General features: G+C 43.0%; 16 protein-coding genes, 1 pseudogene and 2 riboswitches. Of the genes and pseudogenes, 10 read left to right on the top strand and 7 right to left on the bottom strand.

Annotation, left to right across the window (positions count from 1 at the left end; genetic code table 11):
- Positions 1-6: 6 nt before the first annotated feature.
- A complete protein-coding gene (locus HFA01_RS13995; RefSeq protein ID WP_146817290.1) occupies positions 7-1,161 on the bottom strand; it encodes an acetyl-CoA C-acyltransferase in 1,155 nt (384 codons plus the stop codon).
- A 71-nt stretch (positions 1,162-1,232) separates the two neighbouring features.
- Positions 1,233-1,340: riboswitch (SAM riboswitch) on the bottom strand.
- Positions 1,341-1,406: 66 nt separating this feature from the next.
- Positions 1,407-1,511: riboswitch (SAM riboswitch) on the bottom strand.
- 259 nt (positions 1,512-1,770) lie between these two features.
- The gene (locus HFA01_RS13990) at positions 1,771-3,189 is read right to left on the bottom strand and encodes a cell wall-binding repeat-containing protein (protein WP_167506248.1); all 1,419 of its coding nucleotides are present in this window, start codon (positions 3,187-3,189) and stop codon (positions 1,771-1,773) included.
- Positions 3,190-3,588: 399 nt separating this feature from the next.
- On the opposite strand from HFA01_RS13990, the gene HFA01_RS13985 reads away from it, so the two are divergent.
- Positions 3,589-3,807 (top strand): hypothetical protein, encoded by a 219-nt coding sequence (locus HFA01_RS13985; protein WP_146817286.1) that lies wholly within the window; start codon positions 3,589-3,591, stop codon positions 3,805-3,807.
- Positions 3,808-4,511: 704 nt separating this feature from the next.
- Positions 4,512-5,975: a flagellin N-terminal helical domain-containing protein gene (locus tag HFA01_RS13980; protein ID WP_146817283.1), complete on the top strand. Its 1,464-nt coding sequence runs from the start codon at positions 4,512-4,514 to the stop codon at positions 5,973-5,975.
- Between the two features lie 797 nt (positions 5,976-6,772).
- On the opposite strand, the pseudogene HFA01_RS19245 reads toward HFA01_RS13980, so the two are convergent.
- A pseudogene (locus HFA01_RS19245) lies at positions 6,773-7,132 on the bottom strand (DUF6843 domain-containing protein); the annotation flags it as partial.
- A 549-nt stretch (positions 7,133-7,681) separates the two neighbouring features.
- Between HFA01_RS19245 and HFA01_RS13975 the strand changes: the two are divergent.
- Both HFA01_RS13975 and HFA01_RS13970 read left to right on the top strand, forming a co-directional pair.
- Positions 7,682-8,287 carry a pyroglutamyl-peptidase I gene (locus tag HFA01_RS13975; protein ID WP_146817281.1) on the top strand — a complete coding sequence of 202 codons (606 nt, stop codon included), beginning with the start codon at positions 7,682-7,684 and terminating at the stop codon, positions 8,285-8,287.
- Positions 8,288-8,456: 169 nt separating this feature from the next.
- Positions 8,457-8,912, top strand: coding sequence for a recombinase family protein (locus HFA01_RS13970; RefSeq protein WP_146817279.1), 456 nt, complete (start codon positions 8,457-8,459; stop codon positions 8,910-8,912).
- 244 nt (positions 8,913-9,156) lie between these two features.
- Here HFA01_RS13970 and HFA01_RS13965 read toward each other — a convergent pair whose 3' ends face one another.
- The 4 genes from HFA01_RS13965 to HFA01_RS13950 form a co-directional block, all read right to left on the bottom strand.
- A complete protein-coding gene (locus HFA01_RS13965) occupies positions 9,157-10,575 on the bottom strand; it encodes an NAD-dependent succinate-semialdehyde dehydrogenase (protein WP_146817277.1) in 1,419 nt (472 codons plus the stop codon).
- 18 nt (positions 10,576-10,593) lie between these two features.
- Positions 10,594-11,979, bottom strand: coding sequence for a hypothetical protein (locus HFA01_RS13960; RefSeq protein ID WP_146817275.1), 1,386 nt, complete (start codon positions 11,977-11,979; stop codon positions 10,594-10,596).
- Between the two features lie 25 nt (positions 11,980-12,004).
- Positions 12,005-13,153: an iron-containing alcohol dehydrogenase gene (locus HFA01_RS13955; RefSeq protein ID WP_146817272.1), complete on the bottom strand. Its 1,149-nt coding sequence runs from the start codon at positions 13,151-13,153 to the stop codon at positions 12,005-12,007.
- Between the two features lie 174 nt (positions 13,154-13,327).
- Complete coding sequence (locus HFA01_RS13950) at positions 13,328-14,923, bottom strand: sigma-54 interaction domain-containing protein (protein WP_218027767.1); 1,596 nt, start codon at positions 14,921-14,923, stop codon at positions 13,328-13,330.
- A gap of 342 nt (positions 14,924-15,265) precedes the next feature.
- On the opposite strand from HFA01_RS13950, the gene HFA01_RS13945 reads away from it, so the two are divergent.
- The 6 genes from HFA01_RS13945 to HFA01_RS13920 all read left to right on the top strand — a co-directional run bounded on the left by HFA01_RS13945 (position 15,266) and on the right by HFA01_RS13920 (position 21,367).
- Positions 15,266-16,627 carry an ethanolamine ammonia-lyase subunit EutB gene (locus HFA01_RS13945; protein WP_146817695.1) on the top strand — a complete coding sequence of 454 codons (1,362 nt, stop codon included), beginning with the start codon at positions 15,266-15,268 and terminating at the stop codon, positions 16,625-16,627.
- A gap of 16 nt (positions 16,628-16,643) precedes the next feature.
- Positions 16,644-17,489 (top strand): ethanolamine ammonia-lyase subunit EutC, encoded by an 846-nt coding sequence (eutC, locus tag HFA01_RS13940; protein ID WP_146817270.1) that lies wholly within the window; start codon positions 16,644-16,646, stop codon positions 17,487-17,489.
- 101 nt (positions 17,490-17,590) lie between these two features.
- Positions 17,591-19,009 (top strand): sensor histidine kinase, encoded by a 1,419-nt coding sequence (locus HFA01_RS13935; RefSeq protein ID WP_246139336.1) that lies wholly within the window; start codon positions 17,591-17,593, stop codon positions 19,007-19,009.
- Complete coding sequence (locus HFA01_RS13930; RefSeq protein ID WP_146817268.1) at positions 19,010-19,603, top strand: ANTAR domain-containing response regulator; 594 nt, start codon at positions 19,010-19,012, stop codon at positions 19,601-19,603.
- A gap of 111 nt (positions 19,604-19,714) precedes the next feature.
- Complete coding sequence (eutH, locus tag HFA01_RS13925) at positions 19,715-20,998, top strand: ethanolamine utilization protein EutH (RefSeq protein WP_146817266.1); 1,284 nt, start codon at positions 19,715-19,717, stop codon at positions 20,996-20,998.
- Positions 20,999-21,025: 27 nt separating this feature from the next.
- On the top strand, positions 21,026-21,367 hold the full coding sequence (locus HFA01_RS13920; RefSeq protein WP_146817264.1) for a BMC domain-containing protein: 342 nt from the start codon (positions 21,026-21,028) through the stop codon (positions 21,365-21,367).
- The last annotated feature ends 6 nt before the right edge of the window (positions 21,368-21,373 follow it).

Genomic DNA, 21,373 nt, shown 5'->3' with positions numbered 1-21,373 from the left:
TTCTGGTTATGAATGTGGAACTTCAATCAACAGGGCCATTCCCTGTCCGCCACCGCCGCAAAGGGAAGCGATGCCTTTCCCACCGCCACGCCTTTTCAGTTCGTGGGCAAGGGTCAAAACGAGTCGGAAGCCTGTGCCACCGAGAGGGTGACCAAGAGCAATCGCGCCTCCATTCACATTGACCCGGTCATAATCGATGCCAAGGTCGCGGCAGCTCGCAATCACGACACTGGCAAACGCTTCATTGATTTCAAATAGGTCGATATCATCTGTCGTCAACTGGTGTCTGTCTAATAGTTCTTGGATCGCTTGCGATGGTTTCGTTTGTAAGCTCGGATCGGGTCCGGCAATCTCTGACCAATCGATGATATCCGCCAGGGGATTCTGACCGAGTGATTCAGCTTTCTCTTTCGTGGTAACGATCCCAACGCTCGCCCCGTCCGTCATCTGGGATGCATTGCCTGCCGTAATCGTGCCTTCGTTGGAAAAGGCGGGGGAGAGGCTGGATAACTTTTCGACTGTCGTTCCTTTGCGGATGCCTTCATCTTCTTCAAGCAAATCTGAAAAGGGAGCGATCTCTGTCTGCAACCATCCTTTTTCTTGAGCCAGAGCTGCTCGTTGCTGGGAAAGGGAAGCATACTCATCCTGCTCTTCTCGACTGATTTCGAAGGAGCGGTTTTTCTCATCGGTAAGAGCTCCCATCGATACATCCGTTAAAGCGCACCACAAACCATCGTTCAGTAACGTGTCTTGGAGAATACTATGACCGAGTCCTGAAGAAGCCCGTACAGGAGCGGTATGAGGAGCGTTCGTCATCGAGTCGAATCCACCGACGATGTATAATTCTCCCTCGTTCAATTGCAGCCTTCGGGAAGCATCCGCGATCGTAGCGATTCCACCCAAACAAACATTGTTCAATGTTATGCCGGGTGTGCTGATATCCACCCCCGCCTTATAAGCGACTTGCCGGGCAGGGTTTTGGCCGCCCCCAGCCTGAATCACTTGGGCAAGCAGCACACCATCTGCCTGTTTAGCTATCGGATTTCTCTCAAGTAAAGCGTGTAGCGCGTGGGCCCCAAGTTCTGCTGCGGATTTCTTTTTCAAAGCTCCTTTCCACTTGCCGAACGGTGTACGGATGCCATCTAAAAGTACGGTACTCATCTATGTAGCCACTCCTTTTTGTAAAATAGAAAGAGCCCTCTTCACGAAAATAAGAAGAGGGCTCTTAGCTCTTCTTATCTTCCAGGATCATCTCCTGCAGGAATTAGCACCTTTTCAAGCGATTGCTTGATGGTTGCCGGGCGTCAACGGGCCAGTCCCTCTGCCTCTCTGGATAAGAAATAAGTATTCAATTGGAAAATATAAAACCTCTCTATCAATGATAGAGAGGTTAGAGATTATGTAATCTCTTATCTTCCTGAGCGTTCACTCAGTAGGATTTGGCACCATGCTATGAATATAGCGGTTGCCGGGTTTCACAGGGCCAGTCCCTCCACCTCTCTGGATAAGATGTTCTTTCGTTATTTGGTTAAGTGCCATGTTAGCAAGGGAAAGGGGAGGTGTCAATGCATTTTAGTGAAAAGTTTGAAAATTAATTTTATTTGAATGATGCAGAAGTGTTGATTAATGTACGGGATTAGAGGGATTTCCCCATAGAAAAACACCTCCAAATGTAAACGTGTGATTTACTACTTGAAGGTGTATGGTTTAGTCAACGAGCCCTTTTGGCTAATCATTTTTAAGATACTATTGCGGTAGAGGAGGGGTTATCTATTCAAATAACTCGAGAATCTCATCCTCAACATTTTCACTGACCGCTGCCTTGCCACCAAAAATAGTGAAGTAGAAGGTTTCATTCTTCACGAAATAATCCTTCGCCTCAGCGGAAAGGTAATCAGAAGGAGTCAACAATAGCGGTTCGCCATACGTATAAGCTGCTCCAGCAAGGGCGTCTGCAAAATCCGCTCCAGTTGCTATATTCACAAACGTTGGTTCCAGTTCAAAATGCTCAGCGATAGCAACCGATGTGCTGTATCTGTTTTTCCCTGAAATCCGTTCGGGATCTGGAAGTTGAGAGAAAACCTTTTGACCGACAACTCCTTCACCACCTACGACATACGTGAAGTCGTAATCGTTGACGGCCTGTTTTGTGGATTCCGGAAGTTTACTTTTTTCTGTCAAAAGGATCGGCATCATGTTGCTTGCCGCTATGGGTGCGATGGAAAGGGCGTCAGGGAAGTTTCTTCCGTATGCGACTACAGCTCCATCACTAGGTGGAAGCACTTCAGCAATGGCCGTTGCGGTTTCGTATCGGTCAGATCCTGAAATTCTTTCAACATCTAATCCTGATTTCACAAGGGCGTTTTCTACGTCTTTGGAAATAGCACCCGTGCCACCAAGGATTGTGACAGACTTCGCATCTAACACATCAATCGTTGATTTCGTAATCTGCGGAAGAGCGTTTTTCCTCGTCAAAAGAATGGGAGCATCATAGTAGAAAGCGAGTGGTGCCCCTGCAAGCGCATCAGGAAAATCTGCTCCTGTTGCCAGGATGACGTGATCACTTGGATACCCACCACTTCGACGTACAGCGATCGCTGCTGCTGTATGATAGCGGTCTTCTCCGGCTATGCGGTCAATGAAAGGTTCATCATCGAGAACAAGAGGACTCAACATATACGTTTCCCCATTATTCAAGTTAGCTAAATCAGAAGCTTCAAAATAATAGACACCCGGGTCCAAATAAAATCCGCCCCCATATCCATACTCGTCGCTATCTTCATAATAGCTATCCATTTCTTTACCGGTGGAGTCATAAACATTTACATTCAACTGCATGTTTGTATCATCTTCATCCATAGAGAAGAGGGATACAGACAGATCCACTTCCTCATCTCCATTGATTTCAATCTTGTAATAATCCTTATCATCCTTCGTAAATTTGCCAATGGCGTAATCCTCAGTTGTAATCTGATTGGCTTGAGCTATTGTGTTATTCGGCTCTTCCTCTTCAAATTCTCCCCATTCATTATAGCCGAGGAGTTTAACTTCCTGGGCATTAGGAACCTGCTTTTGTTTTTTGAAATCTTCCAAGCTCTTAAAAGGTGTTTCGCTTGTGGCAAGAGCAGGAGTGGTGAATAAAGTAGACGTTAATAGAGCAGCAACTGTAAAACCGACAAATTTTTTCACTCGTTTCATTTTCCCCTTTACTTATAACTTCCTTAGGACTTTAGCAACAGTGCAACCGCTGATTCTAACGGGTTCATCACACTCCATTCGAGTTCACTAAAAGGATTATAAACCAGTCCTCAAGGTAAAGCTATCTATTTTTTATGACAAATATCGACTTGTTGGTTTATGCGTTTCATAGATTTAAAGAGTCGCATAATGAGTTAGGATCATCTCTGTTAATGCTCTCCAGAGCGTTCGATTTTCGGCATGAGAAGCAGGAATTTGGGAGAAAGACGTAGTAAATAGTATATACAAGAATATGTAATTCTTGGTTTCCTAAGGTCTTCACTGTTTCAATGATTGGAAGGCTTTGTTAGATGAATTTACAAAAGACTAATAAGTTGAGGGGGCATACAAATGGCAGAAGTATCTTCAATGAAGCAGGCCGTAGATGCATTATTACACAAGGGGTTATCCAAAAGAGAGATTTTAACGAATGTAGATAACAGCCATTTTCCGTTTGAGGATGAAGAGATTGTCATGACCTTTATCGATCTACAAATTGAGTGTTCCTCTGATGAAGAATTTAATAAGTTGGTCGCGTATTTATATGGGTTTAGTTCGAACGTATCATAAGCTTGATTTATATCACATTTTCAATAAATATTGGTGCTCCTGTTATGTCGTTGGAACATTATAAGAAGCTCGCTATGCGAGGGAATACCATTAGGTCTTCAGTTTTTAAGTGAAGGGCATCGTACTGATTTTTTTATGCCCGTTCTTACTATAAGAAGGTCAGCCCTATCATTTAGGACTGACCTTCTTCAATTTTTTTGTCTTGAACTGCTAGTGAATGAAAAGTGTGATTAAGGAAATCGTTACTAGTAGGAGTTTCAGGAGTAGTGTAAGTAATTGCTTACATTTACATGGTTTCCATAATCATTTGTATTGTAGAAGGTAAGCCAATATGGAAGATTTGATTCCTTTTCAGAGGACAGGAAATAAATAATTTGACGAGGCCATCCTAAAGTTCCAAGTGAATAATATGCAGACCGCAAAGTCAGGATCAGAAGTCGAGTACAATTATAGTATGGCTATGTGGGCTTTGAAGGAAGCGCGTTCTAAAAAAGAAGATTGATGCTATGCCTTTTCGATTTTAACTACTAAACTTAATTTTGATGATTATTTGCATATTTTGTTATTTATCACTTTAAATTTTTCCTTTTTCTACCGATATATAGTTCGTGAATTGGTTATTATGATTTAAACTAAATCATTTACATATAAGTTCTATCCTACTCAATTCAATCACATAATTTATCGATAAGGATGTTATTCATATGAGAGTTGCACATAATATCGCTTCATTAAATAGTTTAAACAAGTTAAATGAGAGAAACAAAGCAGTAGATAGTTCGATGGAAAAGTTAACTTCAGGGCTGAGGATTAACAATGCTTCTGATGATGCTGCTGGTTTAGGCATTTCTGAAAAAATGAGAGCTCAAATTCGGGGGTTGGAACAATCTCAAAGAAATATCCAAGATGGCATATCTTTACTCCAAACCGCCGAAGGTGCCCTTGGTGAAATCATTAATCCTAATTTACAAAGAATGAGGGAATTATCCATACAAGCCGCTAATGATACGTTAACTGTACATGATCGAGAAGTTATTCAAAGAGAAATGGATGAAGTCCTTCACTCCATTAATAATATTGCTAATAATACAGAGTTCAACACCACTAAAGTATTAAGGCCTCCACTAGTAGAGAAGCCACCTACAATTACAAGTGGTAAGGCAGACATAGTTTTTATTGTTGATGTGTCTGGAAGTATGGGGACCACTATTGATAACGTAAGAGATAACATTGATGATTTTGTTAATAAGTTGGACGACAATGATTTGGACTATAATCTAGGACTTGTGGGTTATAGTGATGTTAACGACGGAGAACCGTTATTAAAATGGGACTTTACTGAAAGTGGATCGAATTTTAAAGATAATTTGGTTCAACTCCGCAGTGATATGATGGGAGGAGGAGACTACTTTGAGTCAGGATTAGAAGGAATAAGTGATCCCACTAAAGGTGGACTCAGCTTTCCCTTTAGAGACAGTTCCTCAAAGCAGTTTGTATTAGTAACAGATGCCCCCGTTCATGATGATGCAGATGGGGATGGTGGCGATGGGTTGTCATCCTATGATATAGACTCGGTAGCAAATGAGTTATTTGAGAAGGATATAAAACTGACTGTGGTAGGTACTACAAGTGGAGAAGCAGAAGATCAGTTAAGAAGGTTATCGGATTCAACAGGAGGTAGCTACTTTAATATACGGGGTGAATTTTCCGAACAGCTGTCCACCTATGCGGATACGGTCGTCGAGGATGCTGAAGTAATTGAAGAGGATGAAGTACTACCTATCCATTTACAAGTGGGTGCAAACACCGAGGATATTTTTACTATCAATCTGTTTGATGCGAGAACTGAAAACCTTGGGTTGAGTGATGTTAAAGTTGATCCTTTCGAAGAAGCAATGAAGGCATTGCAAAAGGTAGATTCCGCTCTTGAATTAGCTTCCGGACATCGGAGCAAATTTGGCGCGTATCAGAATGCATTGGAACACACCGGGAAGAATGTTTCGAATGCTTTGATTCAATTAACTGATGCTGAATCACAAATTCGTGATGCAAATATGGCGAAAGAAATAATGAATCAATTGAAACATTCAATTATGAGTCAAGCATCACAAGCAATGCTAGCTCAAGCCAATAGTAAACCTCAAGCAGTATTACAGTTACTAAAGTAATTACATTTGCATTGATCCCTCTATTTGATATGTTCATGATTTTGGGGGGGCGTGGTATTAAAGATTTTCTATTGATACCACAATTTTTGTGAGTTACTATGGGCAAAGGAATTAGCAGAGGATAAATGTCAGTCTAGAAAGAAGCAAATACTTCACCATAGAATTCATTATTATATGGTGAAGTATTTTGGATAAAGTGGAATCTGAAATAAAGATTTATGATCATAGGGGAGCGTAGCCTCGTATTTGAATGCTGGACTTTTTTATAAATTCATCAAATTAGGTACGTACACATGTTGGGTTATTTTTTCTACTTTTTTAGACAAAATAACTTACCCCATAACTATCCATAAAATATAATTCTTGAGAAGATTGCAGGAATTAATGTAAAAAGAGCTAATCGTATTAGGAAGTGTTCTTTATTGGAATACATATAGTTCGTTAAAAAGCAAAAAGGGGCATGTTGGACCAAAAATTCTAGGATACACTTGCCTTTATTGAAGACGAATATCCTGATCGTGTACAGGAGCATTTGTCTACGTTTAGTAAGTTGTTGACGGGTTTACTGAAGCTATGAACAAAACGAGTAAGTCAAAATAACCTATTCTTGAAACAGCCCTTCATAACATATCAAGCAGCGGGCTTATAGTCATCTTAGAGAACGTAGAACATATTGAGCAATTGAAGAGTAAAAGAGCTTTTTTTATACTCTATTAATTTGGCTGAAAAATTGATATCGGGTATATAATTTAAATAAGCAGAGGTGATCACCTCTGCTTATTTAACATAGCTACATTCTACTGTGCAATCTTTGGGCACTTTGTGCATAGAGCTTGATCATTATTAAAATATTGGGTGGCATGGTGATATTCAGTCCCTTCGGAATCTACAAACGTACCGTTGGAACCTGGCCCGATGTCTTCCTTTGGGATTTCCTCGATGATTTTGCCATCCTCATCCACATAATAGGCAGACACTTGGAAGGGTCCCGCGTGGTCTTCGTTGACCCATCCGTAATCCTGAGGTGAGGATATCTCAATAACTCGATCTCTAGGAACTTCATATACGAATTCGTTGTTTTCGTTAATCGTGAGAGGTTCCGCTCCCTCAACATTATAGCGGATAACCGCGCATCCGCTAAATCCTTCAGGCGCTAACCACTTCTGATCTACTCCCTCCTATTTTCCTTCTCTCTCACCTTCATTGAAGAAGAAAATGGATGACAAACCTAGTAAAGCTATAACTAAAACGGTACCTAATATAATTTTTTTCATTTTTCCACCTCTTCTACTAGTCTTTTAGAAGTTTAACATTCATTTGCAATTTGTTGTTCATATCAGTAAGAACACAATAAAAATTATTACAGCATCGTTTACGGTCGCTTTGTTATATATAAAACATCAAGAATACTAAGGGTGGGGATCCCCTCATGCTTACGACAAAGGCTTCTATGGTTAAATAAGAATTTCACGGTATTAACTTTAGGAAAAACTTAGTTGGAATATCATTATATGTTATGAGTTCTATATAGGAAATAACGGGTTGATACGAGGGTGGGTCTTAGGAAGATCATCGATCTCAATGAAACCCGTTTGAAGTAAATAAAGGGCGATGCTTATATTCGGTAATAGTGAATACTAAGCAGTAAAGCATTATGACAATATAAACCATAGAAAGAGAAAACATAATGGAAAGGAGAAACATCAATGAAGAAACTCTTACTCACAGGCTTTGAGCCATTCCTCGACTTCCCGATCAACCCAACAACCCACATCGTGGAGGAATTGAAAGGCAAAGAGATGAATGGATATCAGATAGAAGGAAGGATCCTTCCCGTAGATTACAACAAGTCAGGGCAAGAAATTTTAGAACATATCCAAGATGTCGAACCAGATGCTGTCATCTCGCTCGGTCTTGCTGCCGGCCGTTACAAAATGACACCAGAGCGTATTGCCATCAATTGTAATGAAAGCAATGAAAAGGATAACGAAGGGAATACACCTGAGGGGGATCGGATCCAGAAAGAGGGACCGGATGGATTGTTTTCTACTCTGCCAATAAGGAGATTTGTTGAAGACTTACAAGCGAGAGGGTATCCGGCTGAGGTGTCCAACACGGCTGGGACTTACCTATGTAACCATGTGATGTATCAAGCGCTCTATCATTTTCATGAGAACAATCTAGAAGTTCCATCAGGTTTTGTCCATATTCCAGCTTCACATGATTTGGCGGTTCAGCACGGGAAACTTCCGAGCTGGTCTCAAAAAGACTTAACGGATGCCGTTAAACATATCATACAATGGCTTCCTTAGGTGAAGTGGAAGCCTGACCAGAATCTTTTTCTAAGCCCCATGAACCTATTTTGTAGTGAATAGGTGATCGGTGAATGAGGCCATACTAGCATATGAATCCAGATGATTGGATGCATATGCTTTTTTGTCTTTCATTTTAAAACGATTATGCTTAATAGGATGTGGGCAAATGATGAAAAATGTTTTCTGCTATTACAGGAAGTCTATGAATTTTGGAAACTCATGGACTCCCGTCGAGCGCATTATCCACCAGGATCAAGTGTTGTTTGATTACTGTTCATCCAATAACTTCAATGTCCTTAAAAGGTTCAGTGATTTAGGATATTTAGGTGCACCGTTTCAACGTCCTGAATTGCTGCAAATCAGAAAAATAATCGAAAAACCTAAGAATAGAGCGGACTTCCTTCTGTTTTATAGCATTGCGGGTTTAAGGACGGAGATGAAATCGAACGCGGAGCTGCTTTTAGAAGTGGTGGAGGTCTTAGGAAAGGTACACTTTCTTAGAGAAGAGTTGACGCTGAACCCCAAGAGGTTCGAACTGTACTTGAAGGGTGCTGGGGGCAGTGAGATATTTACTAATGGACAAGTTTTGAATCCCTCGTTGGAGAATACAGAAGAAGCCTAAACTCCCTCTCTCACTTTGTTGCTTTTTACTCCCATAGTTACAGTATTAAAGGGTGCCGTAACAGTAGCACTCCAACCCGTTTGTAAGCTTCTTTGATTAGAAACCGGTTTATTGAATTCAGGAATTACAAATAATAAAAAAGAAATAGTTATTGTTTTGAACTGCTCCTATATTTCCCGGGGACTCTTCTTCCATACAAGAAGGACAAAAAGAAGGCCGAATAAATCGACCTTCTTTGCATTTTCTATAGCCTAACAGATACATATTTCGTCTCCAAATATTCATCCATTCCGTGATGACCACCTTCACGTCCTAACCCACTTTGTTTGAATCCACCAAAAGGAGCTTGAGGGGTGGAGGGGAGTCCATCATTTAACCCGACAATTCCGTATTCTAATTGCTCAATGATTTTAATGCCTCGGGTTAGATTTTCTGTGAAACAGTAAGCAGCTAGCCCATAAATCGAGTCATTGGCTCTTTCAATGGCTTTTTCTTCTGTCTTGAATGTTGCAATAGGAACAACGGGACCAAAGGTTTCCTCTTTCATGCATATCATCTCATCGTTCGTGTTCGTGATCACAACGGGTTCATAGAAGAGCCCTTCTTGTTGTGAGCCTTGGTAGACGATTTGTCCTCCTTTCTCTGCTGCATCATCGACGTGTCTTTGTACTTTGGCTACAGCTTTTTCATCAATGAGCGGGCCGAGGTCTGTGCCTTCGGTGAGACCGTCTCCGACTTTTAGTTTTTTCACTTCTTCTACGAGCCTGTCCGTAAATGATTCTACAATCGATTCGTGAACGTAAATACGATTGGAACATACGCAAGTCTGACCTGCATTCCTGAATTTAGCATCGATGACACCCGCTACCGCTTTCTCAAGGTCGGCGTCATCCATGACGATGACGGGAGCGTGACCGCCAAGCTCCAGAGATATTTTTTTGACGGTGTCTGCGGATCCTTTCATTAAAAGCTTCCCGACTTCTGTTGATCCTGTGAACGTCAGTTTCCTAACGCGATCATCTTCTAACCATGCTTCACCGATCGCTTTGGGGTCTCCTGTTACCACGTTAATAACGCCCTTTGGAACACCTGCTTCTTCAGCAAGAGCCGCCAATTTAATCGCGGTGATCGGTGTTTGTTCGGCTGGTTTGATCACAACCGTACATCCGGAGGCCAATGCAGGGGCTACCTTTCGTGTAATCATGGCTGCAGGGAAGTTCCATGGAGTGATGACCGCTACGACTCCGACCGGTTGCTTATGGACAAACAAGCGTTTGTCGCGCTGGGTTGCTGGTATTTGTTCGCCATAGACACGCTTGGCTTCCTCGGCATACCAGGAGATGAATCCGTTCGCATAATTCATTTCTCCAAGGGATTCTTTCAAAGGTTTTCCTTGTTCCAGTGTCATGGTCTGTGCGAGTTCTTCTCTATGTTCATGGATCAGGTTAAACCATGTTCGGATGACTTCGCTGCGTTCATAGGCAGAGAATTGCGACCAGTTTTTGAAGGCGTCAGAGGCTGCATCGACGGCCTGTTTGGCTTCTGTTTTTCCGCCTTTTGGAACAGTCGCTATGACTTCCATGTTTGCCGGATTATTGACTTCCAGTGTTGGAAGGTCGTGCCCGGAGTCTTGTCCGTTTATTTTCATATAATACGTTTGCATCTTTGTCCTCCTCGTTGATTATGAGATTTTTCTATCTTGTTTTTCTAAATCCTTCGTGAAGATCTGATCGTTTTCTCCAGTGAAGAATTGTTTGCCATAGACTAATAATGTAAGCAGGACACCAACGGCGAAGGCCCAAGTCGCGCCTTTGGTTGCCAATACAGCTCCGATGATCCCAGCGATTCCAAGGTCCCTGTGGCTGCGCGATTCTAATATCCCTACCCTTACACTGACGTATCCTTGTATCAGCAAAGTCAGCGCAAGGGCAATGCCTAGGATCGGTTGGACCAGGGTGACGATCGGCATCAAGATTAAACCGGTATTCGTTCCCCAGCGGAAGGATCCGGATCCCCCGAAGAGGGAGTGCATGGCTTTTTTGCCTTCTTTGAAACGCTCGATGACAACGACCTGCATGGCTGCCCATAAGGGACCGGCCATGGTAACGTCAGGACCGAGGATACTCATGATGGAATTACGTCCACCAAAGATTAAGTGGGCACGGTTTTCGTTATAGTCGATTTTCTCATCTTGGCGGACATCATCAGCTTCAGCAATCAAAGCTTTGCTCTGCAGGACGTCACCAAACAGCACGATGTAAGCAGCTAATACAGTAGGGACGGCTTGAAGGAAAAGCATCAAGGATGGAAAGCCTACCCCGAAAACCGTGTATTCACTCCACAAGGTGCCGAAGTCAGGATTGATCAGCCCCCACTCGATTGTCGGCCATGGTGCTTCGCCGAAAAGAGGACCGACGACAACAGCTAATAAGATGATGGGAAAAATCCCTAGTTTTCCGATGAGACCCCAAACCTTACTTGTGCTTTTCAAGTGGTTAAAATGTCTAGAGAAAATGATGTAAAAAGCGATCCCGACAGCGATGGAAATGGTCCACGGGAATGATTCGAATCGTCCTCCTACTTCAAAGACAGAAATAACAGCGGCAAAACCTGCCCCAAGGATGACTCCTGACTTTATGGCAGGAGGGACGAAGGAGACGACTTTCTTTGCCAGTCCTGTCGCTCCGAGTAAGATGGAAAACAATCCGAGTGTCAACTGGAAGGCAATGAGGGCATGGACCCGGTCAACGCCTTCAGGGAAGGTAGATACATAAGCCATGATGAGGGGGATCGCAGGTGTGATCCACCCCGGCACGACAGGATCTCCGAGCAAGTGGTGAGTCAAGTACAGAAGCCCGTTTAATAGCACGACAGCGAGAGCCACTTCGAATGGCATGCCTAGCAATTCAACCATCAGTGGAATCGCAGCTAAGTCAACGGCACACATCATCAATCCTTGCACATAATCGGGCCATTCGAATTTATAATGGATGAAAGGAAGCCTGAGTTTAAATGGACCTAAGGGAATAAAGGGTGATTCTTCTCCGTGTTTCCGATTTTTCCACATTTTGAATACCTCTTTTCTTTAGAATCTAGTAAGCCGATTGATAGATTTTTTCAATATCTTCTTTGGACAACTTCCTAGGATTATTATTTAAAAGACGTTCGATCTTGCTTGCGTCTTCTGCCATTTCTGTAAGCGCGCTTTCTGGAATATCAAAAGAGCGAAGACCAGAAGGGATATGGACCTCGTTACATAAGCGTTCCATCGCTCGGACGGCTTGATCGGCCGCTTCTTTATCGGATCGTCCAGAGGTGTTTTCTCCAAGGGCCGTCGCGATGTCCCGAAATTGCTCCGCACAAGCAATCTTATTCCACTCCATCACGTAAGGAAGAAGCAGAGCATTACTCACTCCATGGGCAATATGGTAGCGTCCTCCGAGTGGGTAGGCGAGCGCATGAACAGCTCCGACCCCAGCATTACCAAAAGCCATCCCTGCCATCAAGCTTGCGGTGGCCATGTTTTCCCGAGCTTCCAGATGATTAGGGTTGGCATAGGCCTTCGGTAAATTCTTCGCAATCATATTCATAGCATGGATTGCCAAGGCGTCCGTAATGGGCGAGGCATGAACAGATATGTACGCTTCAATGGCATGAACTAAGGCGTCTACGCCACTTGCAGCCGTTACCGAGGGAGGCATGGTGAGTGTCATTTCAGGTGCGATGATGGCGACATCTGGCAGCAGGTGATCGCTGACCATGCCTTTTTTTAGCTGGGCCTCTTTATCTGAAAGAATAGAGATATTGGTAACTTCAGAACCCGTTCCTGCTGTTGTAGGGAGGGTGATGATGGGCGCGCCTTTTGCTGGTACCAGATCTGTTCCAAGAAGTTCGGTTAAGTCCCCTTCAAATGGGGCAAAAGCAGAAACACTCTTGGCGATGTCGATTGCACTCCCACCTCCGATAGCAATCAATCCATCATGGTCCCCTTTATTAAATGCTTCTGAGCACTCCTCGACAATTCTTAGTTCAGGATCAGGTTGCACCCCGTTGAAAACTTCATAAGACATCCCTTTCAATAGCGAGGTGACTTGATCGACCACTCCGACCTGCTGCAGAATGTCATCGGTGACAATCAAAGGGTTGGAAACTTCCAGTCGTTCGACTTCCTTTCGTAGGGATTCGGTAGCTCCATGACCTGTAATGAGTTTGTTAGCGATTTTAAATGTTGAAATAGACATGGATAAAACTCTCCTTTCACTTGGTTACTTTTATACAAGCAACTTTCATGCCAACTTTTTAAGAAGTCTGAAAATACACTCAATTAAAAGGTTTTAGTGAAAGCGTTATCATTTTTGTGTTTGGTATTTGATCATTTTTATAATCAAAAGTGAGGAGGGTGATTAGAAAATTAATCACCCTCCCCATTTTTTCATCTTCTGTACGATTGTCGATTGACTGACTTCTAGAGCTTCCGCGGCCTTACGCGTGGTTTTATAGGTTCGGAGTGCTTTTGTAATCAATTCACGCTCTAGTTCTTCCACGGCTTGTTTCAATGTCACAATTTCGTCGTCATCCTTAGAATCTGTACGCTTTCTTGAAGGAAGGAGTTCTTCGGGAAGTTGTTCTCTTCCAATTTCGTCAGAGGGAGAGATCACGACGAGTCGCTCCATTAAGTTTTTTAACTCCCGGATATTTCCGGGCCAGTCATAATCAGAGAGAAGGTCCAACGCATCTAACCGTAAGGATCGGTTCAGCCCGTAAGCAGAAGAATATTCTTCTAAGAAGAGCTGGGCCATGGGAATGATTTCTTTTTTTCGGTGACGAAGTGGAGGGATATGGATAGGGACGACGTTAATTCGGTAATATAAATCCTCACGAAAGTCCCCTGATTCCACCAACTTCTTCAGGTTTTTGTGAGAAGCTGCGATGATTCGGACATTAATATGCGTAAGTTTTGACGAGCCGACAGGATAAAAGGCTTGATCCTCCATGACTTTTAACAGCTTGACCTGCAATTCTAGTGGGAGGTCTCCAATTTCATCTAAGAACAAGGTACCGTGATCCGCCACTTCCAGTAATCCCTTTTTTCCTTTGGTTAGAGCCCCTGTGAAAGCACCGGGTTCATAACCGAATAATTCCGCTTCAATTAAATTAGAAGGCAGAGCTCCACAATTCAGTTCCAAGAAATTCTGCTCGGATCGTGGCGACTCCTCGTGGATATATTTGGCGATCATCGTTTTTCCGACGCCTGTCTCCCCGTGCAACAGAATTTGGGCATCGGTTTTAGCCACTCGCTTAAGAACGTGGAGGATGTCTTTCATTTTTTCGCTGGTATAGAAAGGGAAGGTTTCCGATTTGGAGTACGCTTCTTTTGAGCTCTGACGCAGGTTCTTCAATTCCTGGAGATCTTCAATTTCATGCTTTAGTTCAAGGAGCTCAGTGATGTCCCTGACACTATTGATGACGTAAAGGATTTCTTGATCTTTAGAGAAGATAGGAGTACCTGAAACAATGATATTCCGGCCGTTGGAAATCTTCTGCATCAATGTGACAGGACGTTTTTCTTTAATGACTTGGAGAGAGGCGGACTTTGAAATGTATTCGGCTTTAATGATGTCATTCATATGATAGCCGATGAGTTGATCTGCTCGAAGTCCGGTAATCCGTTCATAGGCTTGATTGACCTTAACCGTTACTCCTTCCCCATTTGTGATGAATACACCATCATGGAGAGAATGGATGATATCGTTGAAAATGGGGCTCTCTATGATTTCATTATATTGATAGTCATGGGGGTGTTTGGAGGCTGTAAGTTCTTGGGACGGTTTCTTTATGGCCTGTTCCAGCGTTTGGTTTAAGTTTCTGCTCTCTACGATCTCGCGTATATCGTCGGTGGACAGCCTGCCGACAATGTCCCCCTTGTCATTAACGACTTCAATGATGTCCATATCGGAATGCGAAAACAATTCAATGGCCCGGCTTACTTGATCATGGATATGTAATTTCATGACTTGTCCTCCGTCTAGTATTGATACGTCATTTTATCATATTAATAGTTGGGTAAGTTTCGTTTTTTGTAGGTATGTAAGAGCTTTAGGGTTATGGGAATATTCTTTTGATTATGCCGGTGAGTATATATGAGAGGAGTCGCTTCAACTGCTTATGAGGAGGATAAAATGTCATAGACAAACCATTAGAAGTGGATGCTAAAGATAAATACACCTGTGAATCGAAAGAATGTTCTGATATAATGCTAGGTAAGTGAATAAACACGGCAAAGACGCCTCTATTCGTTAGTTTAAAACTAGCAATAGGGCGTTTTTTATTTCAAAAAAAGAAGGTGATTGATGGTGAAGTTATCTTGTCAGTTAAAAAATGAGACCTATTATTTCCATTCATTGAGAGATGTGTTAGCCAAAGCGAGTGAGGAGAAGTCGGGAGATGTGATGGCTGGCATTGCAGCGAAGTCTTCCTTAGAACGAATGGCAGCGAAGTACACGCTGAGTGAGCTTTTACTTAAAGACATTTATGAAAACCCTGTCGTTTCGTATGAAACCGATGAAGTGAGCCGCGTCATTTATGATGAAGTCAGTCAATTCATTTATAAAGAGATTCAGGGATGGACGGTTGGAGAATTGAGGGAGTATATTCTGAGTCATTCAACGACAGCCAATGATTTGAAGCGGCTGAGTCGTGGGCTGACGAGTGAAATGATTTCTGCGGTTGCTAAACTTATGTCGAGTATTGATTTAGTGCTTGCTTCACAGAAAATGAAGCATCAGGCTCACTGCAATACAACGATTGGAGAACCAGGCAGGCTAGCGTTTCGCTGTCAACCGAACCATCCGATTGATAACCCAGAAGGAATCATGGCATCGATTAAGGAGGGGCTTTCTTATGGCTCTGGTGATGCGGTCATCGGCATCAACCCGAACAATGAAGCGGTCGATTCCGTAGCCAGGATTTTGACGATGAGTCATGAGTTCATGCAAAAGTGGGAGATCCCAACACAAAACTGTGTCCTTGCTCATGTGACCACACAAATGCAAGCGCTTAAAAAAGGAGCGCCTGTCGCTCTTTTATTCCAAAGTCTAGCTGGATCGCAGCTGGCGAATGATGATTTTGGCGTCAATCAAGAGTTATTGGATGAGGGCTATGAGTTAATGAAGACAGAAGGAACGTCTGCGGGGCCGAACTTCTTTTATTTTGAAACGGGGCAGGGCTCCGAAGTTTCTTTAGACGGTCATGAAGGGGTCGATATGCAGACACTAGAAGCACGTACTTATGGTTATGCTCGCAAGTGGAAGCCTTTTATGGTCAATAACGTTTCAGGGTTTATCGGTCCAGAAACATTGTTTGACGGCAAACAAATGATTCGTGCCGACTTGGAAGATTTGTTCATGGGCAAAATGCACAACTTGCCGATGGGGATTGCCCCGACATATACCAATCATATGAGTTCCGACCAAAACGATCAGGAGATTGCTGGAATGCTGACGACATTAGCCGGAGCGAACTTTTATATGGGAGTTCCCGGAGGAGACGATGTCATGTTGAGCTATCAGGATACGAGTTATCATGATGATGCGAGTCTAAGAGAAATGCTTGGTTTGAGACCTTTGGCTGAATTTGAGGAATGGTTAGAAATGATGGGCATCATGGAAAACGGTATTCTTACAAAACGTGCAGGCGACTTATCTATTTTTAATTAAGAAGGGGAGTGAATGTGTGAATATTGAACAGATCGTCAAAGAAGTACTATCGGAAATTCAGGAAAAGCCGAACAAGAACAAATCCTATACGCATGAATACCGAACGAAACACTTGGTGTATGAAAAGAAAAAGCAAGTGGGCGTCGATCAACCGAAGGACTATGAGTATATCAATGAGGTGATTCATAAGACCCCGGCACGGATAGGGATCGGCCGCTCAGGGACAAGGATGAAGACGAAAAACTATTTGGACTTTCGAGTCGATCATGCGGCCGCACAGGATGCGGTCTTTAAAGACGTTCCTGATTCCGTTTTAGAATCTATGAACCTGCCAATCCTTCATTCTAGAGCTTCTTCCATGAATGAATACTTGATGAATTTGGATGTAGGAAGACGATTGAACGAAGAATCCGTCCAATGGTTACAGGATCATATGGAAACAGGGAAGCAGGTGCAAATCATCATTTCTGATGGACTAAGCTCGACGGGTGTTGAAGAAACCATCCCTGACTTGCTGCCATCCCTGGTTCAAGGGTTGAAATCCAAAAATATCAACATGAACGATCCAATATTTATTAGGAAAAGCCGGGTGTGGATTCAAGATGAAGTGGCTTCTTTAGTCGATTGCGATTTGGTGATCTCCTTGATTGGGGAACGCCCGGGACTTGCGACGGCGAAGAGTATCAGTGCGTATTTGATTTACAAGCCAACTCAAGATAGTGTAGAGGCGGATCGCACCGTATTTTCAAACATTCATGATGGTGGAGTCCCTCCCGCCGAAGCAGGCGCTTATTTAGCGGAAATTATCGAGAAAATGCTTCAATTAAAGGCGAGCGGGGTGAAGTTTTCACAATTGCAATGATTATTCAGAATATTGACAGAATTTTTGATGAGGTCTAGAATTCAAATAGTTTCTTACTAGAAAATCAGGAAGAAAACATTTTTACAGAGGAAGTAGGATCGATGGTAGATATGGCAGAAATCGAGTCTCTATGTAACGAAATGACAACTTTAGAAGCAGCGGATATCGAAAAAGTCAAAGAAGTAAGCCAAAGCATACAGATGATGGCTGACCTTTCGAAGGCTCATATTTTTATCGACTGTTTATTAGCCGATGAAAAACATGCGATTGTCGTAGCAGAAGCTGCACCCTCAACAGCTCCAGCGATCTACCAAAAAAAAGTGGTAGGAAATACCGCCTATGAAACGTTCGAGCCTGCGGTTCTTTATTGTTTACGTTCTGGGAAAACGCTTACATCCAATCGTGCGATTACGCAAGAACGGAAAAAGGTCGAGCAGAGCGTTGTTCCGATTAGGAATGAGGAGAAAGTAATTGGTGTCTTGATTATGGAAAAAGACATCAGCGATCAACTAGAAAAGAAAGAAGAAATCGAAACCCTTTCGAAAACCACGGAGTCCCTTAGTGGACTATTATTAAGCCATTCGGATCGCCAGCCTTTAGTGCCTGAACTGATGGAGGAAGCTTTATTTTTTGTGGGGCTTGATGGGGAGTTGCTCTATTCAAACCCGGCGGCGATTAATTTACTCGACGAACTCATCGGGGAAACGTGTGATTATGGAGAGAATATCCTTGATCACCTGCCTATATTGACTGAGATTGTTGAGCAAAAAGAAGAGCTGCTCGTGACAGAAATGGAAGCGTTCGATAAATCATTCAAAATTAAAAAGATTCGGCTGCCACTGAATGACAAGTACAATGGCATGTTCATTATTTTACGAGATTTGACCGATTTGAGAGAAAAGGAAAAGGAATTGATTATCAAATCTGTCGCCATTAAGGAAATCCATCATCGTGTAAAAAACAATTTACAGACGGTAGCCAGCCTCCTTCGCCTTCAGATGAGGCGGGGCATACCGGAAGAAAGCAAAATCCATTTTACAGAGAGCTTGAACCGTATATTGAGTATTGCCTCCGTTTATGAAGTCATACTATCCAACAGTAGTATTGATGAAGTCGACATCTTTGACTTGGCTGAACGGATTGGGGATATGCTCGTTTATACTGGACTTTCCCATACAAAGATGACCATTAATTACTCGGGAGACCGACTAAATATGGAGTCCGACCGTGCGGTTTCCATCGCATTGATTATTAACGAGCTCATTCAAAATTGTGTCAATCATGCCTTTTCAGAAAGACAGCGCGGTCATATTGATGTCATCTTTGAACATCGGACGGACGTCATGGAAGTCATCGTCCGTGATGACGGAATCGGTTATAAGAAAGAGAATACATCTTCTCTTGGACTCGATATTGTGCGCCGGATGGTGGAACATGATTTGTCTGGAGTCTTTCAAATTGAAGGAATGAAGAAAGGTACAGAAGCGAAACTGACATTCCCAAGAGAAAGAAGGGGTTAAATGGGTAAGAGGATACTGCTTGTGGAGGATGAGTCCATTGTGCGGATGGATATTGCCCTACTTTTGCAAGACAGCGGATTTGACATTGTTGGTGAAGCAGGGGATGGCGAGAAAGCGATTGAACTCGCTTATGAATTACAGCCCGATTTAATCATCATGGATATCAAAATGCCGAAGATGGATGGGTTGAAAGCAAGCAAGGTGATCTCACAGAAATTTAATATTCCGATCTTATTGCTCACCGCTTATAGCCAGCAGGAATTTATCGAGAAAGCCAAGGAAGCAAATATTGTTGGGTATATCGTCAAACCGATATCAGAAGATCGTTTGATTCCAGCTGTAGAAATCGCTCTCCATCAAGGGGTGGTTTCTGAACGGTATCGCGTCAAAGTGAAAGAAGCGGACAATCGTCTCAAGAAGCGGAAAGTTGTGGAGAGGGCCAAGGGGCTCCTTATGGATCAATTCGGTTATACGGATGAGGTCTCGTATAAGAAGATGAGAGAAATTAGCATGAACAAGCAGTGGCCGCTAGAGAAAGTGGCGACAAAGATTCTTAAGAAATATTCGCAAGAGCCGATGATCACTTCCAAGTGAATAGAACTAGCAAAGATGCTAGAAGAGCAGTGAGGGTGCCTTACTGTTTTTCTAGCATCTTTTTTTATAGAAAAGTTTGATGATCACAATAAACAAAGGTAGGGATGCAGAATGGTGTTAGTAGGTAATATTGTTATTTATATCATTATGATTTGTGCAGTCATCGGTGCGATCGCCTCCATCAAAAACAGTGAAGATGGGATCGGTGGACAGTTCATGGAAGGGGTTCACTCCATTGGACACATCTTCGTTCCGGCCGCAGGTATTATGGCTTCCATTCCTTATTTATCCTGGTCGATTGACAAATATGTCGGTCCATTCTTTGAGAAAATTGGAGCAGACCCTGCGATTGCGGCGACGACGATTCTTGCGTCCGATATGGGAGGCTATCAATTAGCCGAAGCGCTGCAAGAATCTTATGAGGGCTGGATTATGGCTTTAATCGTCGGATTTATGGCTGGGGCGACCATCGTCTTCTCGATTCCGATGGGGCTTGCCATGTTGGATAAGCGTGACCATAAGTTCATGGCTCTTGGGATTATGTCAGGGCTGCTTACGATCCCGATAGGCGTGCTCATTTCAAGTGTCATCATTACGTTGACAAACTCGAAAGTAAGAGACGTTGTAGCTACGAATACAGAGTCGACGTACGAATTTACGTTAAGTTATTTGCAAATCTTTATGAATCTTACGCCATTATTGATTTTTGTCGTAATCTTAGCTGCTGGGCTTTATTTCTTACCAGATATTATGATCAAAGGCTTTATGTGGTTTGGGACGATCCTGGATGCTGCGATTAAACTCGTACTCGTCTTTTCCATTGTGGAAATCTTTACTGGGGTGTTTACGACCGTTTTCGGAGCATGGGGCTTCGATCCGATTATGGCAGATGCTGATGATCAATTCCGTGCGCTTGAAACCGCTGGGTATATCGGAATCATGCTTGCGGGTGCCTTTCCAATGGTTTACTTACTGAGAAAATATGCGGCAACTCCACTTGAGGCACTTGGTAAAAAGCTGGGGTTAAGTTCTGTGGGTAGTGCCGGATTAGTCGCAACAATTGCCAATATCCTTGCCATGTTCAAGCTCGTGCGTCATATGCCTCCAAAAGATAAAGTCATCAACATTGCGTTTGCCGTCTGTGCAGCTTTCTTACTTGGCGATCACTTGTCATTTACTGCGAACTTCCAACCCACTTTGATATTGCCGATTATCGTTGGAAAACTATCGGCAGGAGTTATAGCCATTGGCTTCGCTTATTGGCTGTCCGTTCCAAAAGCGCGGGAGCTTGAACGGATTGACCGTGAGAAAGGCGTCATTGGGAAAGATGAATACTTAGAGGAAGAAGCGTTCGAAGGGGATGTCGTGGCATCTGACCAAAAGAAGGAAGCGTAAGAAGACAACGATCAGGAGGGATACCGAATGCATGAGGAGAAAAAGCGATTTATACAAGAATTTGTACCAGGGAAACAACTGACTCTCAGTCACCTGATCGCCAACCCAGATCCAGATATGCTTGAAATGTTAGGCATTGAAAAATCTGGAGCCTTGGGGATTTTAACATTAACACCAAGTGAAACCGTTATTATCGCAGGGGATTATGCAACGAAAGCGGCCCATGTAGGGATTGGTTTTCTGGATCGCTTCACTGGAAGTCTTGTCTTAGTTGGTAGTGTTTCCGAAGTGGAACAATCGATGATTGAAGTGAACCGCTTCCTATCTGAGACACTTGGTTATACCCCTTCTAAAATAACGAAATCCTAAGAAAGG

The organism is Halobacillus faecis, assembly GCF_007991335.1.
GTDB classification, from domain to species: domain Bacteria; phylum Bacillota; class Bacilli; order Bacillales; family Halobacillaceae; genus Halobacillus; species Halobacillus faecis.
The sequence above is the reverse complement of the archived record's forward strand: the minus strand, read 5'-3'. Positions and strand labels throughout refer to the sequence as shown.